This is a genomic window from Streptomyces sp. NPDC088910 (assembly GCF_044749865.1).
Lineage (GTDB): Bacteria > Actinomycetota > Actinomycetes > Streptomycetales > Streptomycetaceae > Actinacidiphila.
The window spans coordinates 62,766-82,427 of sequence record NZ_JBIVIV010000020.1 but is presented as its reverse complement, the minus strand read 5'-3'; the positions used below and the strand labels follow the sequence as shown (position 1 = coordinate 82,427).

The 19,662-nt window shown below is 71.0% G+C and carries 14 protein-coding genes and 3 tRNA genes; 7 read left to right on the top strand and 10 right to left on the bottom strand.

The features are described from left to right. Nucleotides 1–186: 186 nt before the first annotated feature. The 4 genes from ACIP4Z_RS33930 to ACIP4Z_RS33915 form a co-directional block, all read right to left on the bottom strand. Nucleotides 187–1,311, bottom strand: coding sequence for a substrate-binding domain-containing protein (locus ACIP4Z_RS33930; protein ID WP_391159396.1), 1,125 nt, complete (start codon nucleotides 1,309–1,311; stop codon nucleotides 187–189). Nucleotides 1,312–1,679: 368 nt separating this feature from the next. After that, the gene (locus ACIP4Z_RS33925; RefSeq protein WP_355336177.1) at nucleotides 1,680–2,516 is read right to left on the bottom strand and encodes an SAM-dependent methyltransferase; all 837 of its coding nucleotides are present in this window, start codon (nucleotides 2,514–2,516) and stop codon (nucleotides 1,680–1,682) included. A 45-nt stretch (nucleotides 2,517–2,561) separates the two neighbouring features. Beyond that, nucleotides 2,562–2,792 (bottom strand): DUF397 domain-containing protein, encoded by a 231-nt coding sequence (locus ACIP4Z_RS33920; protein ID WP_355336175.1) that lies wholly within the window; start codon nucleotides 2,790–2,792, stop codon nucleotides 2,562–2,564. A gap of 4 nt (nucleotides 2,793–2,796) precedes the next feature. Further along, the gene (locus tag ACIP4Z_RS33915; protein WP_355336173.1) at nucleotides 2,797–3,669 is read right to left on the bottom strand and encodes a helix-turn-helix transcriptional regulator; all 873 of its coding nucleotides are present in this window, start codon (nucleotides 3,667–3,669) and stop codon (nucleotides 2,797–2,799) included. Between the two features lie 201 nt (nucleotides 3,670–3,870). Between ACIP4Z_RS33915 and ACIP4Z_RS33910 the strand changes: the two genes are divergently transcribed. The 5 genes from ACIP4Z_RS33910 (at nucleotide 3,871) to ACIP4Z_RS33890 (ending at nucleotide 8,946) form a co-directional block, all read left to right on the top strand. Next, a complete protein-coding gene (locus tag ACIP4Z_RS33910) occupies nucleotides 3,871–4,326 on the top strand; it encodes an ATP-binding protein (RefSeq protein ID WP_401314302.1) in 456 nt (151 codons plus the stop codon). A gap of 202 nt (nucleotides 4,327–4,528) precedes the next feature. Then, nucleotides 4,529–4,603: transfer RNA gene (locus tag ACIP4Z_RS33905), tRNA-Asp, on the top strand. 4 nt (nucleotides 4,604–4,607) lie between these two features. Next, nucleotides 4,608–4,681, top strand: a tRNA-Phe gene (locus tag ACIP4Z_RS33900). Nucleotides 4,682–4,817: 136 nt separating this feature from the next. Beyond that, nucleotides 4,818–8,768 (top strand): ATP-dependent RNA helicase HrpA, encoded by a 3,951-nt coding sequence (hrpA, locus tag ACIP4Z_RS33895; protein WP_401314300.1) that lies wholly within the window; start codon nucleotides 4,818–4,820, stop codon nucleotides 8,766–8,768. A 103-nt stretch (nucleotides 8,769–8,871) separates the two neighbouring features. Then, a tRNA-Asp gene (locus tag ACIP4Z_RS33890) sits at nucleotides 8,872–8,946 on the top strand. Between the two features lie 665 nt (nucleotides 8,947–9,611). On the opposite strand, the gene bldC is transcribed toward ACIP4Z_RS33890, so the two are convergent. After that, on the bottom strand, nucleotides 9,612–9,818 hold the full coding sequence (bldC, locus tag ACIP4Z_RS33885) for a developmental transcriptional regulator BldC (RefSeq protein ID WP_003949541.1): 207 nt from the start codon (nucleotides 9,816–9,818) through the stop codon (nucleotides 9,612–9,614). 579 nt (nucleotides 9,819–10,397) lie between these two features. After that, entirely contained in the window at nucleotides 10,398–11,243 is an 846-nt protein-coding gene (locus tag ACIP4Z_RS33880; RefSeq protein WP_355336167.1) for a hypothetical protein, read from the bottom strand. A 234-nt stretch (nucleotides 11,244–11,477) separates the two neighbouring features. Between ACIP4Z_RS33880 and ACIP4Z_RS33875 the strand changes: the two genes are divergently transcribed. Further along, nucleotides 11,478–12,647 (top strand): Glu/Leu/Phe/Val dehydrogenase dimerization domain-containing protein, encoded by a 1,170-nt coding sequence (locus ACIP4Z_RS33875; RefSeq protein WP_355336165.1) that lies wholly within the window; start codon nucleotides 11,478–11,480, stop codon nucleotides 12,645–12,647. 244 nt (nucleotides 12,648–12,891) lie between these two features. Further along, nucleotides 12,892–13,143, top strand: coding sequence for a DUF3073 domain-containing protein (locus tag ACIP4Z_RS33870; RefSeq protein WP_355336163.1), 252 nt, complete (start codon nucleotides 12,892–12,894; stop codon nucleotides 13,141–13,143). A 108-nt stretch (nucleotides 13,144–13,251) separates the two neighbouring features. Here ACIP4Z_RS33870 and purM read toward each other — a convergent pair whose 3' ends face one another. The 4 genes from purM to ACIP4Z_RS33850 all read right to left on the bottom strand — a co-directional run bounded on the left by purM (nucleotide 13,252) and on the right by ACIP4Z_RS33850 (nucleotide 19,662). Next, complete coding sequence (gene purM / locus ACIP4Z_RS33865) at nucleotides 13,252–14,349, bottom strand: phosphoribosylformylglycinamidine cyclo-ligase (protein ID WP_355336161.1); 1,098 nt, start codon at nucleotides 14,347–14,349, stop codon at nucleotides 13,252–13,254. Nucleotides 14,350–14,403: 54 nt separating this feature from the next. After that, the gene (gene purF, locus ACIP4Z_RS33860) at nucleotides 14,404–15,921 is read right to left on the bottom strand and encodes an amidophosphoribosyltransferase (protein WP_355336160.1); all 1,518 of its coding nucleotides are present in this window, start codon (nucleotides 15,919–15,921) and stop codon (nucleotides 14,404–14,406) included. Between the two features lie 225 nt (nucleotides 15,922–16,146). Further along, entirely contained in the window at nucleotides 16,147–16,953 is an 807-nt protein-coding gene (locus ACIP4Z_RS33855) for a sterol carrier family protein (protein WP_391159390.1), read from the bottom strand. A gap of 36 nt (nucleotides 16,954–16,989) precedes the next feature. Then, a complete protein-coding gene (locus ACIP4Z_RS33850; RefSeq protein WP_391159387.1) occupies nucleotides 16,990–19,662 on the bottom strand; it encodes a caspase family protein in 2,673 nt (890 codons plus the stop codon).

The window sequence follows — 19,662 nt, the reverse complement described above, 5'->3', positions numbered from 1 at the left end:
CCGGCCCCCCGGCGCGAGGGCCCACGGCGAGCGGGCCGCCGAGCACCGGCCCCCCGGCGCGAGGGCCCACGGCGAGCGGGCCGCCGAGCACCGGCCCCCCGGCGCGAGGGCCCACGGCGAGCGGGCCGCCGAGCACCGGCTCCCCGGCGCGTGGGCTCGCGGGCGGCGGGCAGGGCGGGTGGGGGGTCATGGGCGTGGGTCCCGGGGCCGCGCCGGAGGCGGTCCCGCGCTGGCGCCCGGCCGGAAGGGGCAGGCCACCAGCGGCTCGGTGGCCGCCGCGATGTCCTCGCCCGCCACGAGGGCGGCCAGCATGCGGACGGCCGCGGCGCCCAACTCCGGCCGGGGGATGTCGAATCCGGTGGGCACCGGCTCGCCCGCGAGGTCGGGCGGCGGGCTGCCGAGCAGGGCGAGCGAGGCGTCGCGCGGGGCCTCGATCCCGGCGGCGCGGGCGGCGCCGCGCAGGGCCCGCCACGCGCTGCCGGTGTCGGTCTCCTCGGCGACGAACGCGGTGACGCCCTCGGCGAGCCAGCCGCGCAGCCGCTCGGGCGTCAGCTCGCGCTCGGGCGCCGCCGAGCGGAAGACGGCCGCGGGGCCGCCGGGCAGCCCGGCCGCCTCCAGGCCCTTGAGGAAGCCGTGTTCACGGTCGGTCGACGCGGGCGCCTCGTCGTCCTCGCGTACGAGCACGATCCGGCGGTGGCCGAGCTCCGCGAGCCGGGCCACGACCTCACGGGTGGCGTTGACGTAGTCGGCGCCGACCCAGGGCAGGCCCTCCAGCTCGTCCCTGCGGCCGATGTGGACCACGGGGAAGCCGTCGCCGACCAGGCGGCTCAGCTCCTGCGCGGGCGCGTGACGGCCGAGGAAGAGACAGCCGTCCGCCAGCCGGACCCGGCTCAGCGCCTCGGGTCCGGCGGCCCCCGCGCCGCCGGAACTGGAGCCGGTGAAGAGCACCAGGTCGTAGCCGCGCGCGGCGGCCTCCTGCTCGACGCCCACCAGGAACGGGTAGTACGAGTGCTGCACGTCGGTGGGGAAGGTCGCGGTGAAGCTGAAGACGCCCAGCAGGTCGTTGCGGGCGGCGGCCAGCCTGCGGGCGGCCGGGTCGGGGACGTATCCGAGGCTGCGCGCGGCGTCGAGCACCTTGCGCCGGGTCTCCTCCGAGATCGCGACACCCTCCCGCTTGCCGCCGAGCACCAGCGAGACCGTGGCCTGCGAGACGCCCGCGAGGCGCGCGACCTCCGCCTGGCGCGGCCGTGACGTGCGCCCGGTCGGCGAGGGCGCCCGGCCCGGCCGGGATCGCTTCCTAGGTTCGTCCACCTGTGCTCCTCCTTCGTTAATGCGCATTAGTAATGCGCATTAACGAGCACTGTGGACCTTGCCACGCGTCACGTCAAGAGGATGGAGCGCATTTTCCGGCCACGCCCGCGCGCCCCGCCGACCTGTGGTTATCGTCGGGAGCGCCGTCTTGGGTGGCGGGAAACCTTGTCCCGCTGGGGCCGCGGCGCCTCATCGGCGGCCGTCGGCGTCACCGTCCCCCCGGCCGCTCAGGGAGCGGCCGGGCGGGACACATCCGCGCGGAACGTATCGGCGCGGGAGGGTATCGGCGCGGGAACCTGCACCGGCCGAGGACGTACGAGCCAAGGACGTACGAGCCGAGGACGTACGAGCCGAGGACGTACGAGCCGTTACGGCTTGTACGCCACTCCCCCGTACATCGCGACCTGCGAGTCGTCGACCGTGCCCTCGGCGGCCGGGTCCGGGCGCCAGTTGTGGACGAGGGTGACACCGGGCTCGACCAGGTCGAGGCCCGCGAAGAAGGGCAGCACCTCGGCGTGGGTCCGGTTGCGGGCGGGCATGCCGCGCTTGGTGTACTCGGCGACGACACCCCCGATCGGCTTCGGGCTGGAGTCGGTGGTGACCGTGGAGATCGCCAGGTAGCTGCCGGACGGCAGGATGTCCACGTACTGCTTGACCAGGTCGTACGCCTTCTGGTCGTCCGTGACGAACTGGAGCACGGCGATGATCGACAGGGCGACCGGCCGGGACAGGTCCAGGGTCTCGGCCAGCTCGGCCGAGCCCAGGATCGCCGCCGGGTCCTTCATGTCCGCGTGGATGTAGGCGGTACGGCCCTCGGGCGTGCTGGTCAGCCGGGCGCCCGCGTGGGCCAGCACGATCGGGTCGTTGTCCATGTAGACCACGCGGGCGCTCGGGGTGACGCCCTGCGCGACCTCGTGGAGATTCGGCGAGGTCGGAATGCCGGTGCCGATGTCAAGGAACTGGTCGATGCCCTGCTCGGCCATGAAGCGGACGGCCCGGTGCATGAATTTACGGTTCTCACGCATCGATATCCGCAGACTGGGCCAGCCGCTCAGCATCTGCTCGGCGGCCTCGCGGTCCAGCGGGTAGTTGTCCTTGCCGCCGAGAATGTAGTCGTACACGCGTGCCGAGTGCGCGACGCTCGTGTCGATCTCGGGCGGCTCGTAGTTCGCAGGCCGCCGCGTCCAGGCCATGTCGTCGGGCATCCGCTGTTCCTCCTGAGTACGCCTGCGTTAAGTAAGTGATGAGCGTCAGGAAACCGGGAGGCTGGCCTGTCCAGCCTCCCAGCCCTGGGAGAAGACGTCGAGTTCGATCTGCGTGAAGATCAGCGCGGGACCTTCCGGATCAGTGGACTGGCGGACCGCGTAACGGCCGTCGGGAAGCCTGCGGACCTCCACGCAACTGCCGCCGTTGCTCCCGCTCCACGGCTTGTGCCAGCCTTCCGCTCCCAGCGTGAGAACAGCGTTGTGTATGCGATTCACTGGCCTAGAGCTCCTTGCGAATGGCACCGAGGAATTCTCCGGTGCGTTGTACTGGCAGGGCGTGGGCGCACATACGGTCCAGGGCTTCCTGGAACGTCGTGACATCGTCGTACTCGTCGAGATAGACCGCACCGACGAGATTCTCGACATAGACGATGTCGGAGATCTCCTCGTGCGGGAATCGGAAGATGTGGAACGACCCGTACATGCCCTCGTGCGCGCAGATGCCGAAAGGCATCACCTGAAGCTTGATGTTCGGCTGTTCGGCCGCTTCGATGAGGCGGTCGATCTGGGCCCGCATGATCTCGGCGGGCACCATGGGACGGCGGAACACGGTCTCGTCCATGACCACCCACAATTCGGGCGGATTCGCGGAGGTGAGCAGTTGCTGCCGCTGTTTGCGGACGGCGACCCGGCGCTCGACCTCCTGGGCGGCCTTCTCCTCCGCGTCGTGGAGGCCGGCCCGCAGCACGGTCAGCGCGTATTCCTCGGTCTGGAGCAGGCCGGGGATGTAGTGGGGTTCGTAGGCCCGGATGAGGCTGGCCTCTTCCTCCAGGCTGACGTAACCGCTGAACCAGGTGGGCAGGGCGTCCCGGTAACGGTGCCACCAGCCGGGCTGGTTGGCCTCGCGGACGAGGGCGAGGAAGGTCCTGGCCTCGTCGCCCGGGACGCCGTACTCCTCCAGCAGCGTCTTGACGTAGGGGAGCTTCCACTTGCCCTTGGCCAGCTCCATGCGTCGGATCGTCAGAGGAGCCACGTCGAGGACGACGGCGGCGTCCTCGAACGACTTCCCGGCGGCGACCCGCAGGTCGCGCAATCGTCTGCCGAGCACCATCAGCCGAACGGTCGAGCCGCCCGACGACTGCGCAGCGGTCACGCCCCGGCTCCTCTCACCGAGTCCATGGGAGAAGTGTGCCACCCCCTCAGTGATATCCACACCTCGATTGCCTTCTCGGTGAAATTATCAAGATTAACCTTGCCCACTGAGCGCGTCGGGGCGCATAGTGGCCAGGTGACCACGTTCACGCACACGCGATGGAGAGGAATCTCCGCTGTGGGTTCACCTACCACCGATACCGTGAGTTCCCGCCTGACTACTCCCGGCATTGGCTCCGCTTCCCGTACGCCCCGCCCCCGTGCCGACGGCTGTACTTTCGAACTGCTGGCATGCGGTGCGTCGGTTTCCGAGGCCCGGCGCCGTGCGCGCGCATATCTGACCGCGCGCGGATGCGGGCTGGACGCCTGCGATACGGCCGCTCTGTTGGTGAGTGAACTCGTCACCAATGCCGTGCGTCATACGACGAGCCCGACCGTCATCTGTTCCGTCCGGCGGGACGGCGTACGAGTCCGTATCGAGGTCGAGGACCACGGAAACGTCGGCGAGGGCCCGGTGATGCGCGACAGCGGCACCCATGAGGTCAACGGCCGCGGGCTGCTGCTGGTGGACGCGGTGTGCGACGAGTGGGAAGTGGCCCCGGGCCGCGACGGCATCGGCCGGATCGTGCGCGCAGTGTTCCGCGACGAGACGGTCTGACGGCCTCGCCCTCGCCTGCTCACCGGCACCCGGCTCCGCGCCCGCTCACCGAAAAGGACCACCTCGGGGGTCTGCTACGCTGATCCAGCGACGTGCCCCTGTCCCAGCGTGATCCTGCAGTCACTTTCTGGTCCCGGATCAGCGGCGGACAAGCGGTACGGAGCACCCGAGATCCTGTGCGAGAATTATCCCGCACAAGCTTGGTCCTGTGGAGCAGTTTGGAGTGCTCGCCACCCTGTCAAGGTGGAGGCCGCGGGTTCAAATCCCGTCAGGACCGCTGCGGCTGGGTAGCTCAGTTGGTACGAGCGACCGCCTGAAAAGCGGTAGGTCGCCGGTTCGACCCCGGCCCCAGCCACCGCACGACGTAGGCCCCGTCTCCGGACGGGGCCTACGTCGTTCCCGTGCGCCATGCGCCCCACCGTCACCGTGCGTACCGCCGCGGGGAAATGCGTTCGCCGCGCGCCCGCCGCAGATGCGATCCTGGACCGCGTATGTCTACCCAACCCACCTCCGCTGATCTCGCCGAACGGCTGCCGTCGCTGACTTTGCGCGACGAGCAGCGGCTCGGCCGCCGACTCGACGGCGCCCGCCGTATCCGCAAGCCGGAGGCGCGGGCCGCGGTGCTGGCCGAGATCGCCGCCGAGATGGACAAGGGCGAGGCGCGGCTGGCGGCCCGCCGCGCCGCCGTGCCGAGGATCAGCTATCCCGAGGCGCTGCCGGTCAGCCAGAAGAAGGACGACATCCTGGCGGCGATCCGCGACCACCAGGTGGTGATCGTCGCGGGCGAGACCGGCTCGGGCAAGACGACGCAGATCCCGAAGATCTGCCTGGAGCTGGGCCGCGGGGTGCGCGGCCTGATCGGCCACACCCAGCCGCGCCGGATCGCGGCCCGTACCGTCGCCGAGCGCGTGGCGGAGGAGCTGGCGACACCGCTCGGGGAGGCGGTCGGCTGGAAGGTCCGCTTCACCGACCAGGTCGGCGACTCCACGCTGGTCAAGCTGATGACCGACGGCATCATGCTCGCCGAGATCCAGACCGACCGCGAGCTGCGCGCGTACGACACGATCATCATCGACGAGGCGCACGAGCGCAGCCTCAACATCGACTTCATCCTCGGCTACCTGGCCCAACTCCTGCCGCGCCGCCCGGACCTGAAGGTGATCATCACCTCGGCGACGATCGACCCGCAGCGCTTCTCCCGGCACTTCGGGGACGCGCCGGTGGTCGAGGTCAGCGGCCGGACGTATCCGGTGGAGGTCCGCTACCGGCCGCTGGACGAGGGCGCGGACGGTGACGAGGGGGCCGACGACCGCGACCAGATCACCGCGATCTGCGACGCGGTCGACGAACTCCAGGCCGAGGGGCCGGGCGACATCCTGGTCTTCCTCTCCGGCGAGCGCGAGATCCGCGACACCGCGGACGCCCTGACCAAGAAGAACCTCCGCTCGACCGAGGTGCTGCCGCTGTACGCGCGGCTGTCGTCGGCCGAGCAGCACCGCGTGTTCCAGCAGCACAGCGGGCGCCGCGTCGTGCTGGCCACGAACGTCGCCGAGACGTCGCTGACCGTCCCCGGCATCCGGTACGTGATCGACCCCGGCACCGCCCGGATCTCCCGCTACAGCCACCGCACCAAGGTGCAGCGGCTGCCGATCGAGCGGATCAGCCAGGCCAGCGCCAACCAGCGCAAGGGCCGCTGCGGCCGTACGTCGGACGGCGTCTGCATCCGGCTGTACGACGAGGACGACTTCCTGTCCCGGCCGGAGTTCACCGACGCCGAGATCCTGCGCACCAACCTGGCCTCGGTCATCCTCCAGATGACAGCGGCCGGGCTCGGCGACATCGCGCGCTTCCCCTTCATCGACCCGCCGGACAGCCGGAACATCAAGGACGGTGTCCAACTCCTCGAAGAGCTGGGCGCGTTGGACCCCAAGGAGAAGGACCCGCGCAAGCGGCTGACCCCGCTGGGCCGCAAGCTCTCGCAGCTCCCGGTGGACCCGCGGCTCGCCCGTATGGTGCTGGAGGCCGACCGCAACGGGTGCGCGCGCGAGGTCATGGTGATCGCGGCGGCGCTGTCCATCCAGGACCCGCGCGAACGCCCCGCGGACAAGCAGACGCAGGCCGACCAGCAGCACGCCCGCTTCCGCGACGAGACCAGCGACTTCCTGTCCTTCCTCAGCCTGTGGGGCTATGTCCGCGACCGGCAGAAGGACCTGTCCTCGTCGGCCTTCCGCCGCATGTGCCGCTCGGAGTTCCTGAACTACCTGCGCATCCGCGAGTGGCAGGACATCTACAGCCAGCTCCGTACGGTCGCCAAGTCCCTGGGCATCACGGTCACCGAGCCCAGGTCCGAGGACGACGCGGCCGACCCGGTACGGGTCCACCAGTCGTTGCTGGCGGGGTTGTTGTCGCACCTGGGGCTCAAGGACACCGACAAGAACGAGTACTTGGGCGCCCGCAGCGCGAAATTCGCCGTCTTCCCCGGCTCGGCGCTGTTCAAGAAGCCGCCGCGCTGGATCATGTCGGCCGAGCTGGTGGAGACCTCCCGGCTGTGGGCGCGGGTCAACGCGCGGATCGAGCCGGAGTGGGTGGAGCCGCTGGCCCAGCACCTGGTCAAGCGCACCTACAGCGAGCCGCACTGGGAGAAGGACCAGGCGGCCGTGATGGCGTACGAGCGCGTCACCCTCTACGGCGTCCCGCTGGTCGCCCAGCGCAAGGTCACCTACGGCCGGATCGACCCCGAGGTCTCCCGCGAGCTGTTCATCCGCAACGCGCTGGTCGAGGGCGACTGGCGCACCCACCACCAGTTCTTCCACGACAACCGCAAACTCCTCGGCGAGGTCGAGGAGTTGGAGCACCGCGCCCGGCGCCGCGACATCCTCGTGGACGACGAGACGCTCTTCGACTTCTACGACGCGCGGCTGCCGGAGGACGTCGTCTCCGGCGCCCACTTCGACTCCTGGTGGAAGCAGAAGCGGCGCGAAGAGCCGGAGTTGCTGAACTTCGAGCACTCCATGCTGATCAACGAGAACGCGGAGGCCGTCACCAAGGACGACTACCCGGACTCCTGGCGGCAGGGCGCGCTCAAATTCCGCGTCACGTACCAGTTCGAACCGGGCGCCGACGCCGACGGCGTCACCGTCCACATTCCGCTCCAGGTCCTCAACCAGGTCTCGGCCGACGGCTTCGACTGGCAGATCCCGGGCCTGCGCGAGGAGGTCGTCACCGAGCTGATCCGCTCGCTGCCCAAGGCGATCCGCCGGCATTACGTCCCCGCGCCGAACTACGCCAAGAAGTTCCTGGAGCGCGCGGTCGCCGGGCCCGACCCCCTGCCGTCCGTGCTGGCGCGGGAGTTGCAGAAGATGGTCGGGGTGCCGGTCACCGGGGAGGACTTCGACCTCGGCAAGGTGCCCGAGCATCTGAAGATCACCTTCCGGGTGGTGGACGAGCGGCGCCGCAAGCTCGCCGAGGACAAGGACCTGGACGCGCTGCGGCTGCGGCTGAAGCCGAAGACGCGGGAGGCGATCACCAGGGCCTTCGAGTCGGCCTCCGACCCCGCGCTGGCCTCGGTCCAGCAGCGCACCGGGCTCACCGACTGGACGATCGGCGCGCTGCCGCGCACCTTCGAGGCGCGGCGCGCGGGCCAGCCCGTCAAGGCGTTCCCGGCGCTCGTCGACGAGGGCGCCACCGTGGCCGTACGGCTCTTCGACACCGAGCCGGAGCAGGCAGCGGCGATGTGGCGGGGCACACGGCGGCTGATCCTGCTCAACGTGCCGGTGAATCCGGCGAAGTTCGCCGCGGACAAGCTGTCCAACCAGCAGAAGCTGGCGCTCTCGCGCAATCCGCACGGCAGCGTGCAGGCGCTCTTCGAGGACTGCGCGACCGCCGCCGCCGACCGGCTGATCGCCGACCACGGCGGGCCCGCGTGGGACGAGGAGTCCTTCCGCAAGCTGTACGACGCGGTCCGCGCCGATCTGGTCGAGCTGACCTCGCGCAGCGTCCAGCGGGTCCAGCAGGTGCTGGCCGCCTGGCAGTCCTGTGAGCGGCGCCTGAAGGACACCACGAGCCTCGCGCTGGTCGCCAACCTCCAGGACGTACGGGAGCAGCTCGCGGGCCTGGTGCACGCCGGTTTCGTGACCGAGGCGGGGCTCAAGCGGCTGCCCGACCTGATGCGGTATCTGGTCGGGGTCGACCGCCGCCTCCAGCAGATGCCGACGGGGGTCCAGCGGGACACCACGCGGATGGAGAAGGTCCGGGAGATCCAGGCCGAGTACGGCGAGCTGCTGGCCGCCCAGCCGGCCGGGCGGCCGGTGCCGGCCGCGGTGCGGGACATCCGCTGGATGATCGAGGAGCTGCGCGTCAGCTACTTCGCGCACGCGCTGGGCACGGCGTTCCCGGTCTCCGACAAACGCGTCTTCAAGGCCCTCGACGACGCCTGGGCCTGACCGCCCCGCACCGCCCGGCCGCCCCCCGGCAACGAGTTCGACCCCACCCCCTGACCTGCTGTACAGTCTGTCTCGCAGCCGAGCCCAACAGGCTGTGACACCAGGTCCTGTGGAGCAGTTTGGAGTGCTCGCCACCCTGTCAAGGTGGAGGCCGCGGGTTCAAATCCCGTCAGGACCGCCGTACCGTCTGCCACTAGACCCGCACCTCCTCAGGTGCGGGTCTTTTCGCTGTCCCCGCAGACCGCACCACAGTACGTCGCAAGGCCCGTGCCTCCTCAAGGTGCGGGCCCTTTCGCTGTCCCCCGAAGCCGCGCCCGCTACGGCCTCCTCGTACCGCCGTGGGCGGGGCACCGGCGTCGGCGCGGAGAGCGCTCTCGGCCTACTCCCCCCGCACCGCGGGGAGTTCATTAGCGCACGGGGATCAAGATCCACAAGAGCCCGGCGTGTGACGGGAGTCACGGAAACCCGTTTCGGGAGTGGGGAACTCGACGCCCTCCGGAAGGCTCTCGATTTAATATGTGCAATTGCACCTCCCTGGGGACGACTCCGGCGCTAGCACGCAACCGCCCCCAGGACCCCACAGACCACGCCCCCGGCGCGCACGGAACGCCCACAAACCGCCCGCGCGGCCCCACATGACCCCGCGCCGCCCCGGCGCCGCCCCGGGCCGCCGCGGGCACGAAAAAGACCGCATCGGACCCGGCGGAGTCCGATGCGGTCTTGGTGAAGCTGGGTGGAGCTGGTAGAGCTCGTAGCTCCCTCCGGCGTCCCTGATGGGGGCAGGTGGCCTTCGGGCCGGGCGACGTATGGGGTGGGGGCCCCGTTAGCCGCCCAAAAGGGCTGTCAGGCCTCGCTGCGCTGCTGCGGAATGCCCGCCAACAGCGCGCGGACCTCCGCCTCGCGGTAGCGGCGGTGCCCGCCGAGCGTGCGGATGGATGTGAGCTTGCCAGCCTTTGCCCAGCGCGTGACCGTCTTCGGGTCGACGCGGAACATGGTGGCGACCTCAGCAGGGGTTAGCAACGGCTCGGCATCAGGGGTGCGAGCGGTCATGAGCGGCCTCCTCGAGAGAACCGAACCAACGCGGTTCTTTCCTCTAAATTCTGCACCTTGACCCACGTTGCCCGAAATGGCAGACGCGGGCCGAGTCGGTAATAGGACGAACGGCTTGTCCTCGGCACTACAACTACACCATCCGTCCAGCCTCGTCGGCCAAACCGATGGAATTGCCCTCTCAGGTGTTCAAGCTCGGCGGAAGCCGATGGACCATGCCATAGCGGACAGTCACACCAACGTGACGATCAGTCACAACCTGATCATCTGCCCCATCCCCACCTTCGAAACGAGTCCGAGGAGGACCCGATGTCCCATTTTGACACGAGACATGGTGATGCAGGCAAGAGTCCGCATACGTGCTCTCCGTCACGCTTGGGCCATTACCGCCGCTCTCGATGCCAAAAGGCAAGCTGAGAGGCGGAAGAGACACAACGAGACAACAGAGGACCCGCGAACCCTGCGCCGAAGGTCACATCGGCCCATGCGTCGAACGCGGAGTCGATGCCAGGGCCAGAGCTTCGGCGCACATTCCCCGCCGGAGTCCCGACCGTGACCCGCGTCACGTCCCGCCTGCCCTCAACTGGAGAACTGAAGCTCCCTGACCGCCCGCCACCGGTCGGTCAGCCGCTCGTACGCCACCCCGGCCGCCGCCGAGTCCCCGGCCCGCAGCGCGGCGAGCCCCTCGGCCACATCGGCCGCCGAGCGGTCCTCCGCGAGCGTGTCCTGGCCCATCACGTGCACCAGGCCGCCGTAGTCCAGCTCGACCAGCGAGCGGGGGTGGAACTCCTCGAGCCAGCGCCCCACATCGATCAGCCCGTCGATCAACGGGCCCTCGTCCAGGGCGTCCTTGAGCACCCGCAGCGCCCGCGCGACCCGCCGCCTGGCCTGGACCATGGGCGTGCGGTACCGCAGCAGCGGCTCCTTCGACTCCCCCGCGCCCGACGGCTCGTACTCCCGCTCGTCGTCCCCGACGAGGGCGAACCAGCGCACCGGCACGTGCCAGGTGGCCGAGCGGATCCACGGCCGGGCGTCCGGATTCCGCTCCCGCCAGCTCTCGTGGTCGGCGGCGGCCTGCCGGCGTACGACCGGCGGCAGCATCGCGTCCAGCACCGGCTCGGGCAGCAGCTCCCCCACGTTCTCCAGGGCGAGCCAGCCGCGCAGCCGGGTGCGCCAGGGGCAGATGTGGGTGACACCGGAGACCACGGCCACGAAGGCGTCGCCGCTCTCGTGCACCGGGACGGCCACCGGGGGCACCGGCAGGAGGTCGGCCAGGGACTGCCGTAGCTCGTCCTGAGCGGTACGCGTCAGCCCGGCCGACGCATACCGGTACCAGTGGGTGCGTTCGGGCTCTGGAAAGGCCGCCAGGGGCTCGTAGACCCGCAAATAGGCCGCGTACGGGACCAGTACCGGTGAACCGCCCACACCCGCTCCCTCGTCACGGCCTTGATGCTCCGATCGTCCCACGCGACCCCCCGCCCCGGAGGTGATCCCGGCCACTGTGAAAAACCGTCGCGGGATCACCGGAAACCCACACATGTACGCGGTCCCATGATCGCCCGCCCAGGGCCTACCCTTCTGCATATCCGGCCTCCCGCCACCCGCACGGGGAGCCGGAGGCCAGCAAGGCCAACCGGGTTCGCCCGGAAAAACTGGACTATGGGAGTCACCACCGTGACCGACGTACGACAGACCGACCGCTCCTCGTCAGTCGAGTCGACCGGCTCCACCGCGTCGACCGTCCTCGCCAAACTGTTCCGATCGGAACAGGGCGGGCACGAGCAGGTCGTCCTGTGCCAGGACCGCGCAACCGGCCTCAAGGCCGTCATCGCGCTCCACTCGACCGCCCTGGGCCCGGCCCTCGGCGGCACCCGCTTCCACGCCTACGCCTCCGACGAGGAGGCCGTCGAGGACGCGCTCAACCTCTCCCGCGGCATGTCGTACAAGAACGCGCTCGCCGGGCTCGACCACGGCGGCGGCAAGGCCGTCGTCATCGGCGACCCCGACACGCTCAAGACCGAGGAACTGCTGCTCGCCTACGGCCGGTTCGTGGCCTCGCTCGGCGGCCGGTACGTCACCGCGTGCGACGTCGGCACGTATGTCGCGGACATGGACGTCGTGGCCCGCGAGAACCGCTGGACGACCGGCCGCTCGCCGGAGAACGGCGGCGCCGGCGACTCCTCCGTGCTCACCGCCTTCGGTGTCTTCCAGGGCATGCGCGCCGCCGCGAAGACCCAGTGGGGCGAGCCGACCCTGCGCGGCCGCCGGGTCGGCGTGGCCGGCGTCGGCAAGGTCGGCCACCACCTGGTGGAGCACCTGCTGGAGGACGGCGCCGAGGTCGTGATCACCGATGTCCGCGCGGACGCCGTCGACCGGATCGTCGCCCGTCACCCGCGGGTCACCTCGGTGAGCGACGCGCAGGTGCTGGTGCGCACCCCGCTCGACGTGTACGCGCCCTGCGCGCTCGGCGGCGCCCTGGACGACGCGACGGTCGCCGCGCTGACCGCCACGGTGGTCTGCGGCGCGGCCAACAACCAGCTCGCCCACCCCGGCGTCGAGAAGGACCTCGCCGACCGCGGCATCCTCTACGCGCCGGACTACGTGGTGAACGCCGGTGGCGTGATCCAGGTCGCGGACGAACTGCACGGTTTTGATTTTGACCGCGCGAAGACCAAGGCCACGAAGATCTACGACACGACTCTGGCCATTTTCGACCGGGCCAGGACCGACGGCGTCCCCCCGGCCGTGGCCGCGGACAGGCTCGCGGAACAGCGGATCGCGGACCGTACACCGGCTTCGGAATGGCTGCGTCCGGAGGGGTCCGCGTGACCGACAGCACGGCCCGATAGCAAGTTCGCGCTAGAAGAAGGTAAAATCGGCCCTGACCAGGCAGAACAGGGCCGTGAACGACCCCTGTTCCGACGCGTGTCGTGCGGGCGACGTACCGTGCGGCGTCGGAAGCAGGTACCGTTGTGGGCCTACGGACCGGTCTCTCTCCGGGGAGGCCGCTCCGAATCATGAACGCGTGTCAAGACTCGGGGCCGCTGAGCCCCGCCGTTAAGGGGGTCGAGCCATGGGGCGCGGCCGGGCCAAGGCCAAGCAGACGAAGGTCGCCCGCCAGCTGAAGTACAACAGCGGCGGCACGGATCTCTCACGTCTGGCCGACGAGCTGGGCGCATCGTCACCGCTTCCGGTCAATCCGGAGCCTGTCGAGGACGATGACGACGAGGATGACGACCCGTACGCACAGTACGCGGATCGCTACAACAACGACGGGGACGAGGACGACGAGTCCGAGTCATCCCCCCAGCGCCGTCACGCTTGACACCTGTCACGTAGACGCACATCACCGCATGTCACGTCGGCCCGGTCTGGGGTCCCGCCCCGGACCGGGTTTCGTCGTCGGCTCGTCGGCGCTGAGGACCGCACCGCTCTACCGCGCGTAGTCGCCGGTCAGTTCGACGGCCGCCGTGCCGCTTTCGCGTGCCGTGATCTCGCCGCTCACCCAGGCCCCGACGCCCCGGTCGGCGAGGGTCGCGAGGGCGACGTCCACGGACTCCTGCGGCAGGACGGCGATCATGCCGACGCCCATGTTCAGCGTCTTCTCCAGCTCCAGGCGCTCGACCCCGCCCAGCTCCCCGACCAGTCCGAAGACCGGCGCGGGCTCCCAGGTGGAGCGGTCGACGGTGGCCCGCAGGTGGTCGGGGACGACCCGCGCCAGGTTGTTGGCGAGCCCGCCGCCGGTGATGTGCGAGAAGGCGTGCACCTCGGTGGTACGGGTCAGCGCCAGGCAGTCCAGCGAGTAGATCTTCGTCGGCTCCAGCAGCTCCTCGCCGAGCGTGCGGCCGAACTCCGGCACCTGCCGGTCCAGCGACCAGCCCGCCCGGTCGAACAGCACGTGCCGGACCAGGCTGTAGCCGTTGGAGTGCAGCCCCGACGACTCGATGGCGACGACCGCGTCACCGGGCCGGATCAGGTCCGCGCCCAGCACCTGGTCGGCCTCGACCACTCCGGTGCCCGCGCCCGCCACGTCGAAGTCGTCCGCGGCCAGCAGCCCCGGGTGCTCGGCGGTCTCGCCGCCGACCAGCGCGCAGCCCGCGAGCACACAGCCCTCGGCGATGCCCTTGACGATGGCCGCGACCCGCTCGGGGTAGACCTTGCCGACGCAGATGTAGTCGGTCATGAACAGCGGTTCCGCGCCGCACACCACGAGGTCGTCCACGACCATGCCGACCAGGTCGTGGCCGATCGTGTCGTAGACGCCCATACGGCGGGCGATGTCCACCTTGGTGCCGACGCCGTCGGTCGCGGAGGCGAGCAGCGGGCGCTCGTACCGCTTGAGCGCGGAGGCGTCGAAGAGTCCGGCGAAGCCGCCGAGCCCGCCGACCACCTCGGGGCGGGTGGCCTTGCGGACCCACTCCTTCATCAGGTGGACGGCACGGTCGCCGGCCTCGATGTCGACGCCCGCGGAGGCGTAGCTGGCACCGGAGAAGTCAGCGCCGGTGGAGGCGGCGCCGGTTGACTCAGACATAGCTGGGGAACCTTCGTGTCGTTCGTGCGGAGGGCTGCGTGGCTGCCGCGGAGCCTACGGGCGGCGGAGCGCGTCCGCGGCGTCCGCGCCACCGGCCAGTTCGGTCTCCAGCAACTGCTTGCCCAGCAGCTCCGGGTCGGGCAGGTCCATCGGGTACACGCCGTCGAAGCAGGCGCGGCAGAGGTTGTCCTTGGGGATGGTGGTCGCCTCGACCATGGCGTCGATGGAGATGTACGCGAGCGAGTCCGCGCCCAGCGAGGTGCCGATCTCGTCCACGGTCATGCCGTTGGCGATCAGTTCGGCGCGGGTGGCGAAGTCGATGCCGAAGAAGCAGGGCCACTTCACGGGCGGCGACGAGATCCGTACGTGCACCTCGGCGGCGCCCGCCTCGCGGAGCATCCGGACCAGGGCGCGCTGGGTGTTGCCGCGGACGATCGAGTCGTCCACGACCACCAGGCGCTTGCCGCGGATGACTTCCTTGAGCGGATTGAGCTTGAGCCGGATGCCGAGCTGCCTGATGGTCTGCGACGGCTGGATGAACGTACGGCCGACGTAGCTGTTCTTGACCAGCCCGGAGCCGTACGGGATACCGCTGGCCTCGGCGTACCCGACGGCGGCCGGGGTGCCGGACTCCGGAGTCGGTATCACCAGGTCGGCGTCGACCGGGGCCTCCTTGGCGAGACGGCGGCCCATCTCGACGCGGGAGAGGTAGACGTTGCGCCCGGCGATGTCGGTGTCGGGGCGGGCGAGGTAGACGTACTCGAAGACGCAGCCCTTGGGGGCGGCCTCGGCGAAGCGGGAGGTGCGCAGGCCGTTCTCGTCGATGGCGATCAGCTCGCCGGGCTCGATCTCCCGGACGAAGCTGGCGCCGCAGATGTCGAGGGCGGCGGTCTCGGAGGCGACGACCCAGCCGCGCTCCAGCCGGCCGAGGACCAGCGGGCGGATGCCCTGGAGGTCGCGGGCCGCGTACAGGGTGTGCTCGTCCATGAAGACGAGGCTGAAGGCGCCCTTGACCTGCGGCAGCACCTTCGTGGCGGCCTGCTCGACGGAGAGCGGGTTGCCCTCGTCGTCGACCTGGCCCGCGAGCAGCGCGGTGACCAGGTCGGTGTCGTTGGTGGCGGCGACCTTGGTGGCCCGCCCCGGGCCCTGCGGGAGGGAGGCGACCAGTTCGGCCAGCTCGGCCGTGTTGACCAGATTGCCGTTGTGCCCGAGGGCGATGGAGCCCTGGGCGGTGGCGCGGAAGGTGGGCTGCGCGTTCTCCCACACGGAGGCGCCGGTGGTCGAGTAGCGGGCGTGGCCGACGGCGATGTGGCCGGTCAGCGAGCCGAGGGAGGTCTCGTCGAAGACCTGGGAGACCAGGCCCATGTCCTTGAAGACCAGAATCTGGGAGCCGTTGCTCACTGCGATGCCCGCGGACTCCTGTCCGCGGTGCTGCAGGGCATACAGCCCGAAATAGGTGAGTTTGGCGACCTCTTCACCGGGGGCCCAGACACCGAAAACGCCGCAGGCGTCCTGGGGGCCCTTCTCACCGGGGAGCAGGTCGTGGCTGAGTCGTCCATCACCACGAGGCACGTTCACGAGTCTAGGGCAGGATTGCCCATCGTCCGAACGGGCGACCCTTGCATCTCCAGGTTCTATGCGCGTAGTGCCTTGCGGGGCAAGGGCATGTGACGTGGGCCCCGCCGTTCGGGTGCCACCGGTCCGGGCGGGGCAGCTCCGGGCGCCGCCAGGTCCGGGGGCCGGGTCGGCTCCGGGTGCCACCGGTCCCGGGGGCCGGTTCGTCGTCCGGTGGGGAGGTCAGCCCAGGACGGGGAGGTACGCGTCCAGGTCGGCGCGCTCGCCGCTGGCGCTCACGGTCGCGGCGTCCACTTCCCGCGCCCAGGTCGTACGGCCGGTCGCCAGCCGGATCCAGGTCAGCGGATCGGTCTCCACGACATTCGGCGGCGTGCCCCGGGTGTGCCGCGGGCCCTCGACGCACTGCACCGCCGCGTACGGCGGGACGCGGACCTCCACGGAATTGCCCGGCGCCTTGGCGGCGAGCGCGTCCGCGAGCAGCCGGACGACGGCCGCGACGGCGTGTCGGTCCAGCGGCACGTCCACGCCGGTCGCCCGCGCCAGGTCGTCGCTGTGCACCACCAGCTCCACGAGCCGCGTCACGGTGAAGTCCAGCGCCCGCATACCGCCGAACACGTCCGGCACCACCAGATCCGTCCGCAGCGCCCGCTCCCTGCACCCGGCCAGTTCCTCGGCCGCCGCCGCCATCGCCTCGGCCGGGTCCCCCATGGCCGCGGCGGCCTCCTTGGTCGTGGCGTCCAGCCGGTCGGCGATCCCGGCCGTCGAGACGGCCCAGGTGTCCAGGTCGGTCAGCTGCCCTTTCCCGGCGGGCACGGCTTCGGCCACGTAACGCGGCAGCACCACGGTCTGCCGTACGACATGCGCGACGAGCGTCCGTACGTCCCAGCCGGGCAGCCCGCTCTCCCGCTGGAGCCGCTCCCCCGTCAGGGCGCTCACGGCCGACCGGAGATGCCCCGCCTGCGCGGTGAGCGCCCCCCATGTCCGGTCGGGCTCATACGTCCGCGCGCGTCGGCGCCGTTCAACGGGCATGCGCCCGAGGTTATACGGGCCCACTGACAGCGACGGTCATCGGCGGGACGGGGCCGGGAGGGCGGGCATGAGGGCGAGACGGCGGGCGAGGGCGCTGACCTGTTGGGGGCCGAGAGCGAAGGCGTACCGCTTGAGGGCGAAGGTGGCGGCGTCCTTCATGTCCGCCTCGGCGAGACCGGCGACGAGGTCGGCCAGGATGGGCGGGCTGCTCTCGGTGAGGGAGCGGCTGGCGATGACCGCGTTGACGCACTCCGGCAGGGAGTGGTCGTGCAGGGCGACGAGCCACCTCACCAGGTAGGTGCCTGTCGCCACGTAGTGCTGGCGGGACAGGGCGGTGCGGACCTGCTCGCCGTATCCGGCGGCCCACAGCGCGGCGGTGGCGTAGACGCGCGCTTCGAGGGCGACGGTCGGACCGACCAGACGGCTCACCTCGGCGACCGACAGCTCGCTGTCGCCGTCCCGCTCCTTGGCGGCGAGCGCGGCCAGCACGGCCCTCTCGACGCCGAACGCCTCCGCGTTGTCGATGAGGAAGAGCAGCCGCCTCGCGGCTCCCATCGGGTCGGCGCGGATCTGGAAGCGGAACAGCGTGACCAGGGCGGTCGGGTCGTCGGCGGCGCGCAGCGCCTCCAGGACCTCCAGGAAGTCCTCGTCCGGCAGGAGCGCGACCGAGGCGAGGAAGTCCTCGTAGTCGCCCGGCGCTGCCAGCAGACCGCTGAGGAGCCGGAGCCGGTCGGCGACCGGGCGGCTGTTGACGGCCGTGACCAGTTGGGCGCGGTCCCGCTCCCGGCCCGGCCCGAACGACGCGAGCAGCGCCGCGATCTCCTCGGGCGAGCGGGTCAGGGCGGTGGCGAGCAGCCGGTTGGCGTCCACCGGCCAGCCCATGTCGCGCAGCGCCTCCACGAAGTAGGGGGTCGTCTCGACGGGATGCGTGAAAGCGGCGGCGCGCATCAGGTGGCGTACGCCGTCCGCGTGGCCGCTCTCACGGAGGGCGTCGGCCAGCTCCACGACGGCAGGGGCGTCGTACGACTCGGCGGCTGCCGCGAGCGCGATCAGCGCGCGGCCCTCCATGCCCGCGCTCCACAGCGCCTCGCACAACTCGGCCAGCCCGGCGGGTGTTTCGGCCTCCGCGACGGCGGTGTCGAGCAGGGTGGTCGCGAATCCCTGGAGCAGGACGATCCGCGCGTCCGCCGCCTCGGGCGGCCGGCCCCCGGTCCGCTCCTCCTCCCGCTCCTCCTCCCGCTCCTCGTCCAACGCCTTCAGGACGCGGATGAGGTCGCCCGGCGACCTTCGGACGACGACCGCGGCGGCCCGCACGTACAGCTCGAACGCCTTCTGCCGACGGCCCATCGTCAGCAGCGCGTCCGCGAACCGTACGGCCTCCTCGTCCGACTCGGTGGTGGCCTCGGCCAGGACGCGGTCGGCGTCGGCGTCCAACTCCGCGGACCACAGGGCGCCGAGCAGGCCGAGGACGTACTCGGTGTACGCGTTCTCCGCGACCGTCCTGGACAGCAGCCGGTCCGCCTCGGCCGGGTATCCGGCGGCGCGCAGCGCCCGCACCGTGCCCACGACGATTTCGGGGATCTGGGTGGTCACCACCTCGATCAGCCCGTGCGGGGCCTCTTCCGCGCCGTCCACCGCGTACAGCGCCTCCAGGCACTCCACGACCGCCTGCGGGCCGCGCGCGGCGACTTCCTGGAAGGGGATGCCCCAACTGTCCCCGTTCAGAAGGGCGACGAGCGCCGCGACCTCCTGCGGGGGCCGCAACGCGCCCGCGAGGCGCAGCAGTTCCCGGGCGTGCGCGCGTCCGCCTTCGGTCTGCCCCCACCGCACGTACTCCCTCGCGAGGGCGCGGGGCTTTCCTCGCAGCGCCTCCTTCAGGTCGTCCGGGATCGTGAGGGCGGGCGGGGCGGGCTTCGGGCCCGGCAGCGTCTCGGACGGCGGCGGCGCCGCGTGCGCCGCCCCGTACCGGTTGCGGGCGATGGCCAGCGTGCGGCCGGTGTTGCTCAGCCGCTGCTGCGGCAACGGCCGTCCCTTGGCGAGGAGTTCGCCGCGCAGCCGCTCGTAGACGCTGGTGACCTCGATCAGGGAGTCGCCGCCGGGCAGGCCCTGGTCGAGGAGGCGGATCAGCTCGCCGGTGAAGGCGGTGTAGGTCTCGCCGGGCGGGGCGAGCGCCTTGCGGGTGGCGGCGCTCGCGGTGAGGAGGTACGACCCGGCGATACGGGTCTGCTCGGCCATCTCGACCGGTGCGTTCGCCGCGCCGCCGCCGCTCATGCCGCCGACGAGCGCGCCGCCGCTGTAGCAGCAGTCGAGGATCACGATGCGGTTCGCGTCCCGTCGGGCGGTGAGGACTTCGCGGCGCACGGAGTCGAAACCGACCGAGGTGTAGGGGCGTTGGGGGTCGGTGGACGGCAGCGTCAGCAGCAGGCCGTCGGCGTCGCTGAGGCCGTGGCCCGCGTAGTACACGAGCAGCGTGTCCTCGGTCCTGCGGGCCGCGTCGTGGACCGCGTCCAGCACCTCGCCCGGCGACGCGGGTTCCGGGACCCGTACGCAGCGGTCGGGCGGCAGACCCCAGACGGTGGGGTCTTCGAGCAACTCCCCTAAGCGGGCGAGGTTGTTCGCGACGGCCGGCAGGTCGTCGAGGCCCGGGTCGGCGAAGGTCGAGGAGCCGATGAGGACGGCGTACGAGCGGAGCGGGTCGGCGAGTTCCAC